Source organism: Nocardioides sp. WG-D5, assembly GCF_054031175.1.
The window spans coordinates 4,120,437-4,138,258 of sequence record NZ_CM132928.1 but is presented as its reverse complement, the minus strand read 5'-3'; the positions used below and the strand labels follow the sequence as shown (position 1 = coordinate 4,138,258).

Sequence of the window (17,822 nt, the reverse complement as noted above, 5' to 3'; positions counted from 1 at the left end):
CCTTCCCCTATTCGAGACCATCGGTGGCCCCTGCTGAGGTCGTTGCGGCTCCCCCGAGATAGAGCTCCGCCATTCGCGGGTCGGCGAGCAGGTCGGCGGCCCGACCTGAGATGTGCACCTTCCCCAGATCCAGTACGCAGCCCAGGTCGGCCGACTCCAGGGCCCGCCGGGCGTTCTGCTCGACGAGCAGGACCGCCAGCCCGGCGTCCCGCATGCGTACGACCTGCTCGAACACGGTCGCGGTGGTCTTGGGATCCAGGCCCATGCTGGGCTCGTCGAGCAGGACGACCTTCGGGCTCACCATCAGCGAGCGGGCGAACTCGACCTGCTTCTGCTGACCGCCGGAGAGCGCGCCGGCGAGGGTGTGCCAGCGCTCGGCGACGACCGGGAAGAGGCTCTTGACGAAGTCGGTCCGCTCGGCCACCGCCGCCGGGTCACGGACGGTGTAGGCGCCCAGCCCGACGTTCTCCGCGACGGTCATCTCCTTGAAGACCGAGTGGCCCTGGAGGACGTGGGCCATGCCCGCGCGGAGCATCTGCTGCGGACCGTTGCGGGTGACGTCGACGCCGTCGACCGTGATGGTCCCAGAACGCGGCGTCAGCATGCCGCTGGCGACCTTGAGCACGGTGGACTTGCCGGCACCGTTCGGACCCACCAGACAGACGATCTGACCTGCGGGAACGGTGACCGTGAGGCCACGCAGGACCAGCGCCGCGTGGCCGTAGCCGGCCTCGATGTCGCGCAGCTCGAGGAGAGGTTCAGACACCAAGGTAGGCCTCCAGGACTCGTGGGTCGTTCTGCACGTCCGCCGGCGCACCGGAGGCGACCGGCCGGCCGCGGTCGAAGACCACGACATGGTCGGAGAGGCTCATCACCAGCTCCATGTTGTGCTCGACGATGACGAAGGTGCGGCCCTCGGCGTTGAGCTCGCGCACGAGGGTGGCGATCCGGCCGATCAGCGCCGGGTTCACTCCTCCGGCGGGCTCGTCGAGCATGATCGTGTCGGGCTCGGCCATCAGCACCCCGGCCAGCTCGAGCAGCTTCTGCTGGCCGTAGGAGATGTCGCGGGCCTCGCTGCGCTCGAGGTGCTCGATGCCGACCCGGGCGAGCAGCTCTCGGGCCCGGGCGATGTCATCGGGGTTGTGCGCCCCGCGCAACCGGTGCGTGACGCCCGCCGAGCGGACCCCGGCGAGCACGTTGTCGAGCACCGTCATCCGCGGGAAGATCCGGCACAGCTGGAAGCTGCGCCCGAGCCCGGCCCGCGCGATCCGGTGGGGCGCGTGGCCGGTCACGTCGCGACCGCGGAAGGTCACCGTCCCCGAGTCGGGGCGGATCATGCCGGTCACGCAGTTGAAGAACGTGGTCTTGCCCGACCCGTTCGGGCCGATCAGGGCGTTGATCCTGCCCTCGTGGAAGGTGACCGTCGCCGCGTCCACGGCGCGGACGCCGCCGAAGGCCTTCGTCAGTCCGTGTGTCTCGAGGCCGGGCTTGATCGGATCGGTCATGACTTCGCCTCCTCGAGCGCCTTGCGCTCCTCGGCCAGCTGGGCGGCGTCGACCTCGCGGATCGAGGTGCTGCCGGGACGGAGCCGGTCGAGCTGCGCGGTCAGCCAGGGGATCACCCCGTCGGGCATGAAGAGCACGACCAGGGCGAGCAGCAGCCCGAGCGCGACCAGGTGCAACTGGGTGTCGCCGTACTGGTTCTTGAAGAACTCGACCGCATAGCCCACGATCACCGCTCCCACGACCGGACCGAGCAGGCTGCGTACGCCGCCGAGCAGCGACATCAGCACCAGATAGGAGCCGGTCAGGATCGAGAACTGGAAGATCGGGTCGAGCGAGCCGAACCAGAGGGCGTACATCCCGCCCGCCATCGCGGTGAAGAACGCCGAGACCACGAAGACGACGAGCTTGTAGGCGAAGGTGGGTACGCCCAGGGCCTGGGCCTTGTCCTCGTCCTCCCGGATCGCCTTGAGCCCGGTGCCGAGGCGGGACCGGTCGATCACCCACCACAGTGCGAGCGCGATCAGCGTCAGCCCGACGAACAGGTAGAAGAACCGCTCGTGCTGCTCGGGCCGGAGGACGTCGGTGCCGAACGGCCGCGGCACCCGTAGCCCGTTGGACCCACCGGTGACGCCGGCCCAACTCTGCGCGACCAGCAGCAGGATGAGCACCAGCGCGATCGAGACGATCACGAACGACGCTCCGCGGACCCGGAGTGACGCGATCCCGATCGGCACCGCGGCCACGCCGACGAGGACCGCCGCGATCACCATCGAGAGCCACGGGTTCACCCCGGCCTCGGTGATCAGCAGCGCGGTGCCGTAGCCACCGAGCCCGGAGTACGCCGCGTGGCCCAGCGAGATGTAGCCGGTCAGCCCGCCGACGAAGTTCCACGCCACCGCCAGGGCGGCATAGCTGGCGATCACCACGCCCACCGACAGGATGAACGGGTCCGGGGCGAGCGCCGGGAAGGCGAGGACGAGGGTGAGCCCGACGGCCGCCGCGACGAGCTTGGTCACCAGGATCGAGCGGCCCGGGGACGTACGGCTCTGCTTGTGTCTAGAAGCGCTGAGCAAGGCGACCTCCGAAGAAACCCTGGGGGCGGAACATGAGGGTGGCGAAGAGGGCGATGTAGAAGACCGTCTGCGCCCAGGTGGTGCCCATCGGGATCTGCAGCAGCGCCTGGGTGACCCCGAGGAGCATCGCCGCGATCGCGGCGCCGGGGATGCTGCCGAGGCCGCCGATCACGATGATCGCCATCAGCGGGCCGATCCAGTGCCAGTGCAGCGAGGGGTAGATGGTGGCGTCGAGCGCGAGCGCGGTGCCGCCGACCGCGGCGGTCGCCAGGCCGAGCCCGAAGCCGAAGCCGGCGATCCGGTCGGTGTCGATGCCGAGCAGCTGGGCGGCCTCGCGGTGCTGGATCGTGGCCCGCAGCGCCTGCCCGAAGCGGGTCTTCTTGAGCAGCAGGAACAGTGCCAGGAGCGAGACCGCGGCCAGCCCGAAGGCGATCAGCTTGACCACCGCGATCCGGGCGCCCCACAGCTCCAGGCTGGCGCCGGAGTAGCCGAGCTGGATCCTTCGCTGGGTGCCGGAGAAGAGGTAGCCGAGGCCGCCCTCGATCACCAGCGCGATCGCGAAGGTCAGCAGCACCGACATCATCGTCAGCGTCGCCGGTCGCAGCCGCGAGAGCAGCGCCCGCTGCATCCCGTAGCCCGCGGCGAAGAAGAGCGGCACGGTGATGAACAGCGAGAGCAGCGGGTCGAGCCCGGTCTGCTGGGTGAAGAACCAGGCCAGGTACGCAGCCAGGATCAGGAACGCGGAGTGCGCGATCATCACGACCCGCATGACGCCGAAGTAGAGCGTCAGGCCGGCGGCGAGCAGGGCGTAGAGGCCTCCGAGCAGCAGCCCCAGGATCAGGCTCTGCAGCAGCAGCGAAGCCGACATCGACTCACCACGCCGGCTTCGGGAAGATGAACTCGGCCTCGGCCTGGTCCTCCGGCAGGACGATCTTGATCTCTCCGTCGACCCACTGCTGGATCATGTGGGCACTCTGCGGGCGGCCCTTGTCGTCCCAGCTGAGCGGACCGACGACCGTGTCGACCTCGTTCTCGCGCAGCCAGTCGATCAGCTGGGCCTGGCACTCCGGGTCGGGCTCGGCGCACTCGACCGCCTCGACCGCCGCGGCGACGACCTGGCCGGTGGTCCAGGCGTTGGCCTCGTCCTCACCGGGCGCCTCGCCGTGCTTCTCCTCGTAGAACTTCACGAACTCCTGGTTCTCGGGGTAGTCGGCCTTCGTGGTGTAGCCGGTCGGCGCGATGATGCCCTGCGTCTTGTCACCGATCGCCTCGGCGAACTCGGTCTCGGTCGGCGCGGTCGAGAAGGCGGCCAGCTTCGGCTGGTAGTCGAGCTGCTGGAGTGCGACGATCAGGTTGACGCCGTCCTGGTACTGGCTGCCGCCCACGACGATGTCGGCCTTGCTGTCGGCGATCTTGGCCGCGATGCTGCTGAAGTCGGTGGTGTTGGGCGGGTAGACCTCGTCCACGACCGTCTTCACGCCACCCTCCTCCAGCGCGTCCTTGAGCCCGTAGGCGGTGCCCTGGGCGAACGGGTCGTCCATGGAGGCGTACGCCGCGGTCTTGGGCCGCTCGGCCTCCGGCATCGCCAGGATGTGCTCGGCGAGGAGCTTGTAGTGGTCGTCGGCGACCGCGGGGGCGGCGTAGAAGAGGTTCTCGAAGCCCTCCTCGAAGACCTCGGGCGCCGCGCCGGCGGGCTCGACGAAGAGGTAGCCGTAGTCCTGGGCGACCTGGGCGGCCGGGATCACCAGGCGCGTGGAGAACGGCCCGACGACGAGGTCGACCTGCTCCTGGTTGATCAGCTTCTCGTAGTCGGCCGCGACACGCTCGGCGCTGGACTGGTCGTCGAGCATCTCCAGACGTACGTCGCGGCCGAGCAGGCCGCCGTTGGCGTTGACGTATTCGGCCCAGGCCTCGTAGCCGCGCTGGATGCCCTTGCCGGGCTCGCTGAAGTCGCCGGTCAGGGGCAGCGAGATGCCGATCACGATCTCGTCCTCGCTGCCTCCTTCCTCGGCGGCGCCACAGGCGGCGAGGGCGAGGGCGAGGGCGGCGGTGGCGCCCAGGGCTGCTCGGGACCGCTTGCTCGCGGTGGGGGTCTTCGTGAAGGGCATCTGCGGTTCTCCTCTACGAAAGCGCTTACGTAAGCGTTTACGATGACGTTACCGACTCTCGCTTAGTGTGGCAAGGGTCACAATCCTGACGACAAGGGGCATCGATGGTCCGAACCAACCGCTCCCCCCGCCTGATCGACGTCGCCCATGCGTCCGGCGTCTCGATCGCCACCGCCTCTCGTGCGCTCTCGGGAACCCCCGGAGTCAGCGACTCGGTCGCCGAGAAGGTCCGCCAGGCGGCACGCGAGCTCGGCTACGTCGCCAATCTCCACGCCCGCTCGCTCGCCAGCGGATCCACCGCGACCATCGGGCTCGTCGTGCACGAGATCGGCGACCCCTACTTCTCCGAGATCGCCAGCGGCGTGCTCAGCCTCGCCGCCGAGCACGGCCGCACCGTCCAGATCTGCCACAGCGGCCGCGACCCCGAGGCCGAGGTCGAGCAGGTACGCAGCCTGGTGGCCAACCGGGTCGGCGCGATCCTGATCGCGGGGTCGGGCTTCGTGGACGCCTCGGTCGAGGCTCCGATGCGGCTCGAGGTCCAGCGCTACGCGGAGGCGGGCGGACGTGTCGCGGTCGTCGGCCGGCACCACCTCGGGGTCGACAGCGTGCTGCCGGACAACCGCCCCGGCGGCCGCGCCGTCGCCGAGCACATCCTCGGCCTCGGCCACCGGCGCATCGTGGTCGTCTCGGGATCGCTGGAGCTCACCACCGTCGCCGACCGTCTCGAGGGGGTGCGCGACGCGCTCGCCGCGGCGGGGCTCGCTCCCGGTGACGTACCCGTCCTCGAGGGGCCGTTCACCCGCGAGGGCGGGCGCGAGTGCATCCGCCGGATGCTCGCCGACCACCCGCATACGACGGCGGTCATCGCCCTCAACGACGACATGGCCATCGGGTGTCTCTCCGAGCTGCGCAGCTCGGGGGTCTCGGTGCCCGGCCAGGTCTCGGTCAGCGGCTTCGACGACGTCGCCGTCGCCCAGGACCTCTCCCCCGGACTGACCACCGTGCGCCTGCCGATGGCCGAGATGGGCGCGCGAGCGCTGACGCTGGCCCTGAAGGAGCCCGGCGCGCGCCCCCGCCGGCAGCGGGTACCCGCCGAGCTCGTGGTGCGCGACTCGACCGGCCCGGTGGGCTCCGTCGACGCCTCGGAGGAGAATGGGGGTCGAGCGAGAGGAGCCAGATGAAGGACATGCAGGTGCCACCGGGCCCTGGTCTGCCCGAGGGTCTGGTCATCCCCGACTCCGAGCTGGCCGAGCGCTTCTCCCGCTCACCCGGTCCCGGCGGGCAGTCGGTCAACACCACCGACTCCCGCGTCGAGCTCTCCTGGGACCCGTCCGCGTCCGAGGCACTCGACGAGTCGCAGCGCGCCCGGATCCTCGCCCGCTCACCGGGCCCGATCACCGTCGTCTCCCACGAACAGCGCTCCCAGCACCGCAACCGCGTCGCCGCCCGCGAGCGTCTCGCCCTGCGCATCCGCGGGCTCCTCGCCCCGCCCCCTCCCACCCGCCGCCCCACCAAGCCCACCCGCGGCTCCAAGGAGCGCCGCCTCGACGCCAAGCGCCAGCGCAGCCAGACCAAGCAGCTCCGCGGCCGCGTCCAGGACTAGCCGAGGCGTCGCCCCCGTCGGCCGAGGCGTCACGCCGGACGGCCGAGACGTCACGTACGCCGCCCGAAATGTCACCCGGAGACGTCTCGGTTCGCGGGCGTGACGCTTCGGCCGACCGGACCGACGCCTCGGCGTCAGGCAGGCTCAGGGTCGGTCGCGAGCCGGGCGTGGGTCTCGGTGTCGTAGCGGACACCGTCGTACAGCAGCTTCTGGCGCTCGCGACCCTCGACGACGAAGCCGGCGGCGGTGGCGACGCGGCATGAGCCGGGGTTGTCGACGCGATGGCCGGTCTCGAGGCGGAAGAGGTCGAGCTCGTCGAAGCAGTACCTCGCCAGCAGCTTCAGTCCGGTGCTGCCGACACCTCGGCCGCGATGCTTCTCGAGGGTCCAGTAGGAGATCCAGCCGATGCTGTGGACGCGCAGCTGGGTGGTGACCCGCATCTGCCCCAGGATCTCGGCGCCGTCGACGACCGCGAAGGTGTAGGCCCTGTCCGCCGCCGCCTCCTCGGCCCACCCGGCGATCAGCCGCTCGGCGTCCTCGACGGTGGCCACGTCCGCCGGCCGCTCGGTCCGCATCCCCGCCCCGTCGTACGCAGCGAGCAGCACCTCCGCGTCCGCCTCCTCCCACTCGCGGAGCCGGAGCCCGTCGTCAGCCATGCAGGCGACGATAGCGCCGGCACGTGCACGATCGGTGCCGTCAGGACCGACACCTGAGTGCACCGATCGTGCACATGCACGATCCGTGCATGGGCGACGATCGCCCGAGTGCATGGATCGTGCACGTCACCGAATCACTGGAAAGTGGGGGCGCCAGGCGTCCGACAGCTGCTTCGGCACGCCCGGCTCGCCCCGCTCCAGCAGCACCCGGTGAATCTTCTCGAGCGTCAGATCGGGTCGGCGATAGATGCCCTTCGCAACGACGGTGAGAATGCGCCAACCGTCGTCGTCGGCCTCCTCGCGTCGTTCGAGGTCGCGCTCCCACTGGTCGGCGGGGTGCTGCTTGCCGTCGTACTCGATCGCGGTCTTCGAGGCCGCATAGACCAGATCGTGCTCGCGCTTGAGCATGCCGTCCCCGGTGCCGACGAGCGCATTGATGCGCGGTTCCGGCAGACCGCCGAGCACGATCAGCATGCGCACCCGGGTCTCCATCGGCGAGCGAACGTTCTCCCGTACGTAGCGCGCCGCCGTCGCCGCCGGGCGCGAACCCGGCAGCGTCCCGGAAGCCGCGAAGTCGGCCAAAGTCGTCGGAGTCACACGCCCGTGGTGGCGTACGAGATGGTCGCCGGCGACGACGAGGTCGACCAGGCTCACCTGGCTGGCGAGTTCGGTGAAGAGCTGATCGGGCGAGGAGACGCCGATGCCATCGACGACCACCGCTCGCGGCTCTCTCATCACGTGGCAGACGATGCCTGGATGTGTACGCCGGTGGGCCGCGACCGTCACCGTCACGTGCTCGTCGGGCAAGGTCGGGATCGGCACGTCATAGACCCGAGCGGCGGACGCGTGACTGGCGAACCCGCGGCCCTGGAACGGTACGAGCGCCGCTTGGACCCGCTGCAGTGGCGTCGCCGGGGCGTCGGCGGCGACGTACACGCCACTGAAGAGACGCGTGAAACGCGGTCCGCGCAACGTGCTCGGTTTGAGCTTCGCTTGTGCACCTTTGAGCAGATCAGCGATGCATCGACCGCGCACATGAATGATCGGTGCACTGCGCCAAGCAGGCGCAGTGCACCGATCGGTCAGTCACAGGGTCGACTGGATGCCGGCGAGGAGCTGGCGGGCCATCACGATCCGCTGGACCTGGTTGGTGCCCTCATAGATCTGCGTGATCTTGGCATCACGCATCATCCGCTCCACCGGATAGTCACGGGTGAACCCATACCCACCCAACAGCTGGACCGCATCGGTGGTCACCTGCATCGCCACATCCGAGGCGAACGCCTTCGCAGCCGCACCGAAGAACGTCAGATCCTTGTCACCCCGCTCCGAGCGACCAGCGGCGGCATAGGTCAGCTGGCGGGCGGCCTCGATCTTCATCCCCATGTCCGCGACCATGAACTCCACCCCCTGGAACTCCGCGATCGGCTTACCGAACTGCTTGCGCTCCTTGATGTAACCCAACGCATAGTCCAACGCACCCTGGGCCACACCGACGGCCTGGGCGGCGATGGTGATCCGGGTGTGGTCCAAGGTCTGCATCGCATAAGTGAAGCCCTTGCCCTCCTCGCCGATCAACCGGTCGGCGGGGATGCGCACGTTGTCGAAGTACACCTCCCGCGTCGGGGACCCCTTGATCCCCAGCTTCTTCTCCGGGGCACCGAAGGAAACCCCCTCATCCGACTTCTCGACCACGAACGCCGAGATCCCCTTGGAGCGCTTCTCCGGGTCGGTCACCGCCAGGACGGTGTAGTACTCCGAGACCCCGGCGTTGGTGATCCACCGCTTGACGCCGTTGAGCACCCAGAAGTCGCCGTCGCGTACGGCCCGGGTCTTCTGGTTGGCGGCGTCCGAGCCGGCGTCGGGCTCGGAGAGGCAGTAGGAGAAGTTGCCCTGACCCGCGGCCAGCGCACCCAGATACTTCTTCTTCAGCTCCTCCGACCCACCGATCTGCACCGGCAACGAACCCAGCTTGTTCACCGCCGGGATCAACGAGGCCGACACATCCGCCCGCGCGATCTCCTCGATCACCAGCACCGTCGCCAACGCGTCGGCACCCACACCCCCATACGCCTCCGGCACATGCGGCGCGAAGAACTCGGTCTCCACCAACGCATCGTGCGCCTCCTGCGGATAACGAGCCTCCTCATCAACCGCAGCCGCGGCCGGCGCGATCTTCGCATCACAGATCTCACGGATGGCCTTACGGATCTCCTGGTGCTCCTCGGAGAGGGCGAACAACGGGTACTCGGCACTCATGTCTCGGAGTCTATGCCTGTTTGCTACTCGCCAGTACGTTGGCGGGTCACGGAATCCCCGAAGCGCGGTTGTTGTTGTGCTCCACATGACCGCCGCATGGCTCGACCAGGACACCATCGACACGCTCCTCGACGACTCCGAGACCTGGGCCGTGGTCGGCCTCTCGGGTGACCCGTGGCGTACGGCCTACTCGATCGCCCAGGAGCTCCAGCAGCACGGCAAGCGGATCATCCCGATCCACCCGGGCGCGGCCGCGGAGGGCAAGGAGGTGCTCGGCGAGAAGGTCTACGCGACCCTGGCCGAGGCTGCCGCCGCGGTCGGCAAGATCGACGTCGTCGACGTCTTCCGCCGCTCCGAGGCCGCCGGCCAGTTCGCCGACGAGGCCGTGGCGATCGGCGCCGGTGGGGTGTGGTTCCAGATGGGCGTGATCGACAAGTCGGCCTTCGAGCGCACCACCGCAGCCGGCGTACCGATGGTGATGGACACCTGCCCCAGCAAGGTCTGGTTCGAGCGCGGCAGGGCCGGCGCGCGGAGGTAGGGCTACGGCTCGAACGTCATCGTGCGCAGGTGCTCGTAGATCACCGAGGTCTCGACGTCGGCGATCTCGGCACGCGAGGTGAGCCGGTCGATCACGAAGGCGTAGAGCGCGTCGTTGTCGGGGACCGCGACATGGACGATGAAGTCCATCCGGCCGGAGGTGACGAACACCCCGACCGCCTCCGGGAGTGCCCCGACCCAGTCGCGGAAGGACTCGATGTTGGCCCGCGACGGCGGCCGGATGCGTACGGCGACGAGCGCCTGCACGCCGCGGTCGATCTGGCGGAGGTCGAGATCGAGGTAGGCGCCGCGGATGAGCCCGCGGCGCTGCATCGCCCGCGCCCGGTCGTGCACGGTGGTCGCGGAGACGCCGACTTCCGCGGCGATGTCCCGGAGGCTCCGCCGTGCATCCATCGTCCAGGCGGCCAGAATCTGACGGTCGACTTCATCCATGCCCGCCAATCTAGCCGATTCTCCTGACATTGACCGGACCGATTGCGATCTGTCCTGACATTCTCAAGACTTATCAGTGAATCAGTTGGCGAATGACAGGAGTCAGAGCGATGAGCACAGGTGTCGAGACGGCGACGATCGGATTCGCGCCGGACGAGATCGACCAGTCCGCGAGCACGCGCGAGGTGCCCTTCAAATGGGTGGTCGTCGTCGACCAGGCCCTTCCCGCCGGCCGTGCCGTGAACGCCGCCGTCTGCGTCGCGGGGGCGACCACGCAGCGTACGGCCGGGCTGCTCGGCGAGGACGCGATCGACGCCGACGACTCGACCCATCCAGGGCTGCCGTGGATCGGCTGCACGGTGCTGGGTGCCCCGGCGCAGCGGCTGACCGACCTGCGTCGTCAGGCGGTCGCCCAGCCCGGGGTCGCGGTCATCGACATGCCCACCCAGGCGCAGCACACCCGGGTCTACGACGACTATCTGTTCGCCGTCGGCAGCAGCCGCGGCGCCGACCTCTCCTACTGCGCGGTCAGCCTCTTCGGCCCCCGCCGCATCATCGACAAGCTCGTGAAGGGCCTCTCGCTCCTGCCCTGAGATCAGGAGGTGGCGCGGCGTACGACCTCGCCCTTCTCGCGGGCGAGCTCGGCGAGGGACTTCTCGTACGCCACCAGCTTCTGCTGCAGCTCGGGGTCCGCGACGCCGAGGATGCGGGCGGCGAGGATGCCCGCGTTCTTGGCGTTGCCGATGGCCACCGTGGCCACCGGGATGCCGCCGGGCATCTGGACGATCGACATCAGCGAGTCCATGCCGTCGAGGTACTTCAGCGGCACCGGGACGCCGATGACGGGCAGCGGCGTGACGGAGGCGAGCATCCCGGGCAGCGCGGCAGCACCGCCCGCGCCGGCGATGATCACCGACAGCCCGCGGCCGGCCGCCTCGCGGCCGTAGTCGAGCATCTCCTGCGGCATCCGGTGGGCCGACTTCACATCGGCCTCCCACTCGATCCCGAACTCGTCGAGGAGGTCGGCCGCGGCCTTCATCGTCGGCCAGTCGGAGTCGGATCCCATCACGATGCCTACGCGCGCGCTCATGGGGACAGGCTATGCGCCGCCTGACCCGCATCGTGTCACCGGTCCGACCTCTGTCCGTCATCTACATGTCGGTGCTGACCGCTAGTGTCTTCCGACGCCGTCCTGCAGTCCCCGACAACCCCACAAAGGCAGATGGATCCAGCTACGAGCACCGACGTCGTCAGCACGACGCCGAACCCCGCCTCGGTCGAGCGGTTCACCGAGCTGACCAAGGCGGAGCGCAAAGCGCTGCCGTCGCGCGTGCGGCAGGTCTCGTCCTGGTCCCGGCAGGCTGCCTCGGCGACGGAGGCGCGGACCGTGATCGAGCGGGAGGCGGCCGAGGCGGTCGACCACTACCGAGCGAGCGCAGCCGAGCTCAAGCGAGCGGCCCAGGTGGCCTGGCGCAGCATCGCGCTCGACCGCAGCGACGGGCCACGGCTGGCCGCGATCGCGCGGCGGCACGCGCTCGAACCCGTCGAGGAGACCACCCAGGAGCTCGTCGAGGCGCTGTCCGCCGCGACCGAGGACCTGGCGCAGGCGAAGAAGGCGACCGGCGCCCGCCGTCTGTTCGTACGCGGCAACCGCCGCGAGGACGCGGAGCTGGCGGGCAAGCGGATCCTCGACCTGCACCGCTGGGCCGACGAGATCCAGGCGCCGATACGGCTGGGCGAGCTGACCAGGCGCCCGGACCGGCGCCGGGTGCGGGTCCGCGAGGCGCTGCTGCCGAGCGTCGGGCTCCTCGAAGCTCTCTCCGATTTGGGTTCCGAGGCCGTGCTTGCGCCGCGCAAGGGCATCCTCGTCCTGCGCAACGAGGGCGAGGCGCTCAACGAGGCTCGGCGCTCCGAGGAGCCGGCTCGCCGGGCCGCGACCGACGCTGGCAACGCGGTCCGCAGCGCCGACACCGACACCGCGGTCAGCGCTCTGCCGGTCGACGAGCTCGCCGACCTCGTACGCATCGAGCCCCTCCTCGAGGCCGGGATCCGCACCGTCCACGAGGTCATCCATCCCGTCTCTGACCTGCGGGAACTTCCCGGGGTCGGCCCGGCCACGGCGATGCGGATGCAGGAGGCGGCGCAGGCGCTGTGGCAGCGCACCTACGACGAGATGCCCCTCGCGATCGACCACGAGCGCCGCACCCCGGCGGCGACCAGGCTGCTCGCCCGGCTGGCTGAGTGGGAGGCGGGGCGGCGTACGAAGGATGCGGGGGCGGAGCTCGCCCTCGTCCAGTCGCTGCGACCGCTGATCCGCTCGCTCGACGGCGGCGCGAAGTTCCACCTGATCCTGGCCAACGCGGCCAGCCTCGACGACTTCCAGGCCGCGTTGCGGGCGATCGCCCACCGCGCCGAGATGGCCCGCCGGATCCGTCCGGGGAACCGGCCGGCGGACCCGTGGGAGGACTTCGAGAAGCGCCCCGCCGACTACTACGCGATGCTCTCCGAGCTCGGCTTCCTCACCGAGGACGAGGACAAGATCCACGGCGACCTGTCGGCCGAGATCATCGAGGCGGTGCGCGCGCAGGAGCTGCGCACCAACAACCTGACCGCGTCGCTGCGCGGCTACCAGCACTTCGGCGTCCGCTTCGCGCTGGTGCAGATGAAGGTGATCATCGGCGACGAGATGGGGCTCGGCAAGACGCTCCAGTCGCTGGCGGTGCTCGCCCACCTGCACGCGATGGGCGCGTCGCACACCTTGGTGGTCTGCCCGGCCGCCGTGGTCACCAACTGGGTACGTGAGACCGACTCCAAGACGACCCTGATCCCCCACCGACTCCACGGCAACCGCCGCCAGAAGGCCGCCAAGATCTGGGTCGAGCAGGGCGGCGTCGCGGTGACCACCTACGAGACGCTCAACGCGATCCACCCCTTCCTCGACCAGGTCAAGGTCGCCTGCGTCGTGGTCGACGAGGCCCACATGATCAAGTCGCCGCGCACCCAGCGCACCGAACGCGTACGCCGCGCCCTCGACGCCTCCGAGCGAGCCATCCTACTCACCGGCACCCCGATGGAGAACCGCATCGAGGAGTTCCGCAATTTGGTCTCCTACCTCCGCCCCGACCTCCTGCTCTCCGCCGACGAGTTCAACCCGCACCGATTCCGCAAGCAGGTCGCGCCGGTCTACCTGCGCCGCAACCAGGAGGACGTCCTCACCGAGCTCCCCGACCTCGTCGAGGTCGAGGACTGGCTGCCCCTCTCGCTCGCCGATGAGCGGGCGTACGCCGAGTGCGTCCGCGAGGGCAACTTCATGGCCATGCGCCAGGCCGCCATGCTCCAAGGCACGTCGTCGGCCAAGGTCGAGCGGCTGATCGAGATCGTCGGCGAGGCCGAGGAGAACGGCCGCCGCGTGATCGTGTTCTCCCACTTCAGGAAGGTCCTCGACGACCTGGTCACGCTGCTGCCGGGCGAGGTCTTCGGGCCGCTGACCGGCTCGGTTCCCGCCGAGGAGCGCCAGCAGATGGTCGATGAGTTCTCCGCGGCCGGCCACGGCGCCGTGCTGGTCACCCAGATCGTCGCCGGCGGCGTGGGCCTCAACATCCAGGCGGCGTCGGTCGTGGTCATCTGCGAACCCCAGCTCAAGCCCACCATCGAGTGGCAGGCGATCGCCCGCGCCCGCCGGATGGGCCAGCTCCAGTCGGTCCAGGTCCACCGCCTCCTCTCCGAGGTCGGCGTCGACCAGCGCGTCCACGACATCCTCGCCGCCAAGGCCGAGCTCTTCGACGACTTCGCCCGGGTCAGCGCCACCGCAGCCAGCAGCCCGGAGGCCTACGAGACCTCCCACCCCGAAGACGCCGTCACCGCCCTGGCGAACGAGGCCTCCGACGCCGAGATCGCCCGCGAGGTCGTCGCCACCGAACGCCAGCGCCTCGGCGTCTGACCCCAGCCGAGCCGTCGCCTACGTCGGCCGAGGCGTCACGTACGTCGGCCGAACCGGCAGCTGAGTGCCACCTCGGCCGACGCGGCTGACGCTTCGACCGTCAGTCGGAGTCGTTGCCGAGGTCGCCCTGGAACCAGTCGGCGGCGTGGCGGGCGCGCTCGAGGCAGTCGTCGAGGTCGTCGCCGTAGACGTTGACGTGGCCGACCTTGCGCCCCGGGCGCATCTCCTTGCCGTAGAGATGGACGCGGAGGTGGGGGTCGCGGGCCATCGCGTGCGGGTAGCCGTCGTAGAGGCGGCCGACGTCGGGCCGGGAGGAGCCGAGGATGTTGACCATCACCGACCACTTCGCGCGGGGCGCCGGAGAGCCGAGCGGCAGGTCCATGACCGCGCGCAGGTGGTTCTCGAACTGCGAGGTGACGGCGCCGTCCTGGGTCCAGTGGCCGGTGTTGTGGGGTCGCATGGCGAGCTCGTTGACCAGCAGCCGGCCGTCGACGGTCTCGAACATCTCGACCGCCAGGATGCCGACGACGCCGAGCTCACCGGCGATGCGCAGCGCGATCTGCTCGCCCTCGACGGCCAGCTCAGGCGAGAGGTCGGGCGCCGGAGCGATGACCTCCTTGCAGACGCCGTTCTCCTGGTAGGTGTGCACGACCGGGTACGCAGCGGCCTGACCACTCGGCGAACGGGCGACGATCGCGGAGAGCTCACGGCGGAAGTCGACGAGCTCCTCGGCGAGGACCTGGACCCCGGCCTCATCGGCGACGCGCAGCGGCTCGGCGACATCGGCGACGTCGCGTACGACCCAGACGCCCTTGCCGTCATAGCCGCCGCGGGTGGTCTTGAGGACGCACGGGAAGCCGAAGGCCTCGACCTCGGCGACGGACGACACGATCGCGTTGCGCGGGCACGGGATGCCGAGCTCGGTCAGCCGCGAGCGCATGACCCCCTTGTCCTGGGCGTGCACGAGCGCGTCGGGCCCGGGCCGGACCGCGACGCCGGCGGCCTCGAGCGCGTGCAGGTGCTCGGTCGGGACGTGCTCGTGGTCGAAGGTGACCACCTCGCAGCCCTCGGTGACCTTCTTCAACGTGTCCAGGTCGCGGTAGTCGCCGACCATCTGGTCGGGGATGACCTGAGCGGCCGACACACCCTCGCCCTCGGCGAGAAGCCGGAGCGGGAGGCCGAGCGCGATTGCTGGCTGAGCCATCATGCGGGCCAGCTGGCCGCCGCCGATGATCGCAAGTGTCGGTGCGAGGGTCACGACGGACAGAATAAGGAAACTGCTCTGCTGGAGCCGATTTCGCGGATCCCCCTCACGACATCCGCGAAATCCGGCTCCCGGCAGGTTGAGAGAAGGTCAGGCCTTCTCGAAGCGCAGGCCCTTGCCGCGCAGAGTGGTGATCAGATGGGGCTTCCGAGGGTCGTCGCCCAGCTTCCGACGCACCCATCCCAGGTGCACGTCGATGGTCTTCGACGAGGTGTAGAAGGTCGCGTTCCACACGTCCCTCATCAACTCGTCGCGGGAGACGACGTCGCCAGCCCTCTTGATCAGGGCATGAACCAGGTCGAACTCCTTGCGAGAGAGCGTCAGCTCCTCATCGTTCCGCCATGCTCGCCGGGTTTCCGGGTCGAGCTTGATCTCCTGTACCTCGATCATGGAACCGACATTAGGGAGGTAAAGAGCCCTTGGCAAAGGATTGCACGATATTGCCACTGACATTTTCGTGCCAAGGTGCAACGAAATGGGCATGACAAACGTGCGCCCCCGAACGGCGCTCTCAACCATGCCCACGAAGGCGCGACGAGGTAAAGCGATCGACGCTCCGCGTTGATCGACTGTTAACTACAACGGAATGTGAACAAACCTGCGAAATCGCAGGTCAGCGGCACCCTAGAAAGTCACGATTCAGACACGGCGGACGGCGACGGGCTCTACGATCCCGAAGCCTCGCACCGGTCGAGCGGCCAGTCGGCGGGTCTCGAACTCGTCCTCGGGCATCGTCCCGGCGGTGGCCTCGTCGACGATGATCCGGTTGCGGCGGGCCACGGCGGTCAGCCGTGCGGCCATGTTCACGGGCGGCCCGAACACGTCGCCGAGGCGCGAGACGACGTTGCCGGAGGCCAGTCCGACGCGTACGTCCGGCATCCGCGGGTCCCGGCCGATCACGTTGATGATCCCCTCGGCGGTGCCGTAGGCCTGCAGCGGATCGTCGTTGACGAAGAGCACCGAGTCACCCAGCGACTTGATGATCCGGCCGCCCCAGGTCGCCACCACATCGGCGCATCGCGACTCGAAGAGCTCGACCAGGTCGCCGATCTTCTCCTCGGTCAGCGTGTTCGACAGCGCCGTGAACGAGACGATGTCGGCGAACCCGACCGTCTGCCAGACCGTGCCCAGCTGCTCCTCGGGTCCCGCGATCGACGCCTCGGCCCGCGCGAGCGCGGCGCGCATGTGGCGGCGCCAGGCGAAGATCATCATCTCCTCGAACGCGCTCTCGAACTGCTCCGAGACCGAGACGGTCGCCTTCAGCAGCTCGGACGGCGAGCGTTCGTCCTCGTTCTGGGTCTCGACGTGGTGCAGCAGCGCGGAGACCTCGTAGTCGGACAGCCGCGCCATCGACTGTCCGATGCCGCGGGTCAGGTTGACGACCAGGTCGAAGCTGACCAACCCGTTGCCCGCGATCTCGTTGGCCTTGGACAGCGCGTGCACGTCCGCCTCGTCGAAGAACGCCTCGGTGTCTCCGATCTCCGGGAAACCGAGAGCACGCCACAGGCGTTTCGCCTGGTCCAGGCTCACGCCGGCCTTCTCGGCGACCTCCGCCGAGGTCAGGTTGACGGGCTGCTTCGATTTCGCCACGAACTGATCATGCCATCCGGCTCGTCAGGACCGCCCGTCACGACCGCGGCCGGAGCCGGGCGTGGATCACGTCGCCCGCGCCGACCACCCGTGACCCCTCGTCGGTCGCGATGACCAACCGGCCGAAGTCGTCGATCTCGGTGGCCACACCCTCCCAGACGTCCCCGCCCGGCAGCTCGGCCCGCACCTGCTCGCCGACCGTCACCGACAGCTCCCGGTAGCGGCGAGCGAGCTCGGCGGGATCCGACCCCCAGATCTCGTACGCAGCCCCGAGCTCGGCCAGCAACGCGACCAGCATCTCGGTGCGGTCGACGGGCGCACCGCTCTCCAGCTCCAGCGAGGTGGCGGCCTCGATCGGCAGCTCCTCGCGCGTCTGCGAGGTGTTGAGGCCGAAGCCGATCACCGCCGCGGCGCCCTCGGGCGCCTCGATCCGCTCGATCAGGATCCCGCAGACCTTGCGGCCCTCGATGAGCACGTCGTTGGGCCATTTCAGCCCGGCTGCGTACCCCTTCTTCCGCAGCGCCGACGCGACCGCGACCCCGGTCATCAGCGGCAGCCATGGCCACCGCTCCACGGAGATCGAGGCGGAGGGCCGTAGCAGGACGGAGACGGTCAGTGCCGAGCGCGCCGGAGTGGTCCATCCCCGGTCCAGCCGGCCACGGCCGGCCGTCTGGTGCTCGGTGGTGATCACCAGGCCGGGCGCCTCACCCGAGCGTGCACGCGCGGCCAGCTCGGCGTTCGTCGACGGCGTCTCGTCGAGGATCTCGACGCGCCATCCACCCGGTAGCGCATCGAGCCGGGAGTGGTCAAGTGACGGGCGTCGCATCGCGAAAG

At 69.5% G+C, this 17,822-nt stretch carries 19 protein-coding genes; 5 read left to right on the top strand and 14 right to left on the bottom strand.

Going from position 1 to position 17,822, the window contains the following annotated elements; all coding sequences use genetic code 11:
- Positions 1-7: 7 nt before the first annotated feature.
- Genes ACWZJV_RS20000 through ACWZJV_RS19980 form a run of 5 tightly spaced genes read right to left on the bottom strand, consistent with a single transcriptional unit; the run spans position 8 to position 4,686 of the window.
- Positions 8-766, bottom strand: a complete 759-nt coding sequence (locus ACWZJV_RS20000; protein WP_457178125.1) for an ABC transporter ATP-binding protein — start codon at positions 764-766, stop codon at positions 8-10.
- The gene (locus ACWZJV_RS19995; protein WP_457178123.1) at positions 759-1,505 is read right to left on the bottom strand and encodes an ABC transporter ATP-binding protein; all 747 of its coding nucleotides are present in this window, start codon (positions 1,503-1,505) and stop codon (positions 759-761) included. The genes ACWZJV_RS20000 and ACWZJV_RS19995 overlap by 8 nt, the downstream gene beginning before the upstream one ends.
- On the bottom strand, positions 1,502-2,578 hold the full coding sequence (locus ACWZJV_RS19990) for a branched-chain amino acid ABC transporter permease (protein ID WP_457178121.1): 1,077 nt from the start codon (positions 2,576-2,578) through the stop codon (positions 1,502-1,504). The genes ACWZJV_RS19995 and ACWZJV_RS19990 overlap by 4 nt, the downstream gene beginning before the upstream one ends.
- Positions 2,562-3,446, bottom strand: a complete 885-nt coding sequence (locus ACWZJV_RS19985; protein ID WP_457178119.1) for a branched-chain amino acid ABC transporter permease — start codon at positions 3,444-3,446, stop codon at positions 2,562-2,564. The genes ACWZJV_RS19990 and ACWZJV_RS19985 overlap by 17 nt, the downstream gene beginning before the upstream one ends.
- Positions 3,447-3,450: 4 nt before the next feature.
- A complete protein-coding gene (locus ACWZJV_RS19980; RefSeq protein ID WP_457178118.1) occupies positions 3,451-4,686 on the bottom strand; it encodes an amino acid ABC transporter substrate-binding protein in 1,236 nt (411 codons plus the stop codon).
- A 104-nt stretch (positions 4,687-4,790) separates the two neighbouring features.
- Here ACWZJV_RS19980 and ACWZJV_RS19975 point away from each other — a divergent pair, with 104 nt between their 5' ends.
- The gene (locus tag ACWZJV_RS19975) at positions 4,791-5,867 is read left to right on the top strand and encodes a LacI family DNA-binding transcriptional regulator (RefSeq protein ID WP_457178116.1); all 1,077 of its coding nucleotides are present in this window, start codon (positions 4,791-4,793) and stop codon (positions 5,865-5,867) included.
- Positions 5,864-6,289, top strand: a complete 426-nt coding sequence (arfB, locus tag ACWZJV_RS19970; RefSeq protein ID WP_457178115.1) for an alternative ribosome rescue aminoacyl-tRNA hydrolase ArfB — start codon at positions 5,864-5,866, stop codon at positions 6,287-6,289. The genes ACWZJV_RS19975 and arfB overlap by 4 nt, the downstream gene beginning before the upstream one ends.
- A 134-nt stretch (positions 6,290-6,423) precedes the next feature.
- On the opposite strand, the gene ACWZJV_RS19965 is transcribed toward arfB, so the two are convergent.
- The 3 genes from ACWZJV_RS19965 to ACWZJV_RS19955 form a co-directional block, all read right to left on the bottom strand.
- Positions 6,424-6,945, bottom strand: a complete 522-nt coding sequence (locus ACWZJV_RS19965) for a GNAT family N-acetyltransferase (RefSeq protein ID WP_457178113.1) — start codon at positions 6,943-6,945, stop codon at positions 6,424-6,426.
- A gap of 126 nt (positions 6,946-7,071) precedes the next feature.
- Positions 7,072-7,881 carry a DUF559 domain-containing protein gene (locus ACWZJV_RS19960; protein ID WP_457178111.1) on the bottom strand — a complete coding sequence of 270 codons (810 nt, stop codon included), beginning with the start codon at positions 7,879-7,881 and terminating at the stop codon, positions 7,072-7,074.
- Between the two features lie 150 nt (positions 7,882-8,031).
- Complete coding sequence (locus ACWZJV_RS19955) at positions 8,032-9,204, bottom strand: acyl-CoA dehydrogenase family protein (protein WP_008363513.1); 1,173 nt, start codon at positions 9,202-9,204, stop codon at positions 8,032-8,034.
- Between the two features lie 85 nt (positions 9,205-9,289).
- Here ACWZJV_RS19955 and ACWZJV_RS19950 point away from each other — a divergent pair, with 85 nt between their 5' ends.
- A complete protein-coding gene (locus ACWZJV_RS19950) occupies positions 9,290-9,742 on the top strand; it encodes a CoA-binding protein (protein WP_008363512.1) in 453 nt (150 codons plus the stop codon).
- Positions 9,743-9,744: 2 nt separating this feature from the next.
- On the opposite strand, the gene ACWZJV_RS19945 is transcribed toward ACWZJV_RS19950, so the two are convergent.
- Positions 9,745-10,194 carry an Lrp/AsnC family transcriptional regulator gene (locus tag ACWZJV_RS19945; RefSeq protein WP_040757215.1) on the bottom strand — a complete coding sequence of 150 codons (450 nt, stop codon included), beginning with the start codon at positions 10,192-10,194 and terminating at the stop codon, positions 9,745-9,747.
- A gap of 110 nt (positions 10,195-10,304) precedes the next feature.
- Here ACWZJV_RS19945 and ACWZJV_RS19940 point away from each other — a divergent pair, with 110 nt between their 5' ends.
- Positions 10,305-10,787 carry a DUF2000 domain-containing protein gene (locus ACWZJV_RS19940; RefSeq protein WP_457178108.1) on the top strand — a complete coding sequence of 161 codons (483 nt, stop codon included), beginning with the start codon at positions 10,305-10,307 and terminating at the stop codon, positions 10,785-10,787.
- 2 nt (positions 10,788-10,789) lie between these two features.
- Here the strand turns inward: ACWZJV_RS19940 and purE are convergent, their stop codons facing one another.
- Positions 10,790-11,284, bottom strand: coding sequence for a 5-(carboxyamino)imidazole ribonucleotide mutase (gene purE / locus ACWZJV_RS19935; protein ID WP_008363509.1), 495 nt, complete (start codon positions 11,282-11,284; stop codon positions 10,790-10,792).
- A gap of 132 nt (positions 11,285-11,416) precedes the next feature.
- On the opposite strand from purE, the gene ACWZJV_RS19930 reads away from it, so the two are divergent.
- Positions 11,417-14,134, top strand: coding sequence for a DEAD/DEAH box helicase (locus ACWZJV_RS19930; RefSeq protein WP_457178106.1), 2,718 nt, complete (start codon positions 11,417-11,419; stop codon positions 14,132-14,134).
- A gap of 100 nt (positions 14,135-14,234) precedes the next feature.
- Here ACWZJV_RS19930 and ACWZJV_RS19925 read toward each other — a convergent pair whose 3' ends face one another.
- The 4 genes from ACWZJV_RS19925 to ACWZJV_RS19910 form a co-directional block, all read right to left on the bottom strand.
- Positions 14,235-15,392 carry a 5-(carboxyamino)imidazole ribonucleotide synthase gene (locus tag ACWZJV_RS19925; protein ID WP_457178104.1) on the bottom strand — a complete coding sequence of 386 codons (1,158 nt, stop codon included), beginning with the start codon at positions 15,390-15,392 and terminating at the stop codon, positions 14,235-14,237.
- A gap of 96 nt (positions 15,393-15,488) precedes the next feature.
- Positions 15,489-15,788: a winged helix-turn-helix domain-containing protein gene (locus tag ACWZJV_RS19920; protein WP_040757211.1), complete on the bottom strand. Its 300-nt coding sequence runs from the start codon at positions 15,786-15,788 to the stop codon at positions 15,489-15,491.
- A gap of 249 nt (positions 15,789-16,037) precedes the next feature.
- Positions 16,038-16,988, bottom strand: a complete 951-nt coding sequence (locus tag ACWZJV_RS19915; protein WP_008363499.1) for an adenylate/guanylate cyclase domain-containing protein — start codon at positions 16,986-16,988, stop codon at positions 16,038-16,040.
- 37 nt (positions 16,989-17,025) lie between these two features.
- The gene (locus ACWZJV_RS19910) at positions 17,026-17,814 is read right to left on the bottom strand and encodes a biotin--[acetyl-CoA-carboxylase] ligase (RefSeq protein ID WP_457178101.1); all 789 of its coding nucleotides are present in this window, start codon (positions 17,812-17,814) and stop codon (positions 17,026-17,028) included.
- Positions 17,815-17,822 lie beyond the last annotated feature (8 nt).

Bases quoted from the DNA above. Each gene is read 5' to 3' on its own strand.
- ACWZJV_RS19995 (WP_457178123.1), bottom strand. From the start codon at position 1,505: ATGACCGATCCGATCAAGCCCGGCCTCGAGACACACGGACTGACGAAG.
- ACWZJV_RS19985 (WP_457178119.1), bottom strand. From the start codon at position 3,446: ATGTCGGCTTCGCTGCTGCTGCAGAGCCTGATCCTGGGGCTGCTGCTC.
- ACWZJV_RS19980 (WP_457178118.1), bottom strand. From the start codon at position 4,686: ATGCCCTTCACGAAGACCCCCACCGCGAGCAAGCGGTCCCGAGCAGCC.
- ACWZJV_RS19975 (WP_457178116.1), top strand. From the start codon at position 4,791: ATGGTCCGAACCAACCGCTCCCCCCGCCTGATCGACGTCGCCCATGCG.
- arfB (WP_457178115.1), top strand. From the start codon at position 5,864: ATGAAGGACATGCAGGTGCCACCGGGCCCTGGTCTGCCCGAGGGTCTG.
- ACWZJV_RS19965 (WP_457178113.1), bottom strand. From the start codon at position 6,945: ATGGCTGACGACGGGCTCCGGCTCCGCGAGTGGGAGGAGGCGGACGCG.
- ACWZJV_RS19955 (WP_008363513.1), bottom strand. From the start codon at position 9,204: ATGAGTGCCGAGTACCCGTTGTTCGCCCTCTCCGAGGAGCACCAGGAG.
- ACWZJV_RS19950 (WP_008363512.1), top strand. From the start codon at position 9,290: ATGACCGCCGCATGGCTCGACCAGGACACCATCGACACGCTCCTCGAC.
- ACWZJV_RS19945 (WP_040757215.1), bottom strand. From the start codon at position 10,194: ATGGATGAAGTCGACCGTCAGATTCTGGCCGCCTGGACGATGGATGCA.
- ACWZJV_RS19940 (WP_457178108.1), top strand. From the start codon at position 10,305: ATGAGCACAGGTGTCGAGACGGCGACGATCGGATTCGCGCCGGACGAG.
- purE (WP_008363509.1), bottom strand. From the start codon at position 11,284: ATGAGCGCGCGCGTAGGCATCGTGATGGGATCCGACTCCGACTGGCCG.
- ACWZJV_RS19930 (WP_457178106.1), top strand. From the start codon at position 11,417: ATGGATCCAGCTACGAGCACCGACGTCGTCAGCACGACGCCGAACCCC.
- ACWZJV_RS19920 (WP_040757211.1), bottom strand. From the start codon at position 15,788: ATGATCGAGGTACAGGAGATCAAGCTCGACCCGGAAACCCGGCGAGCA.
- ACWZJV_RS19910 (WP_457178101.1), bottom strand. From the start codon at position 17,814: ATGCGACGCCCGTCACTTGACCACTCCCGGCTCGATGCGCTACCGGGT.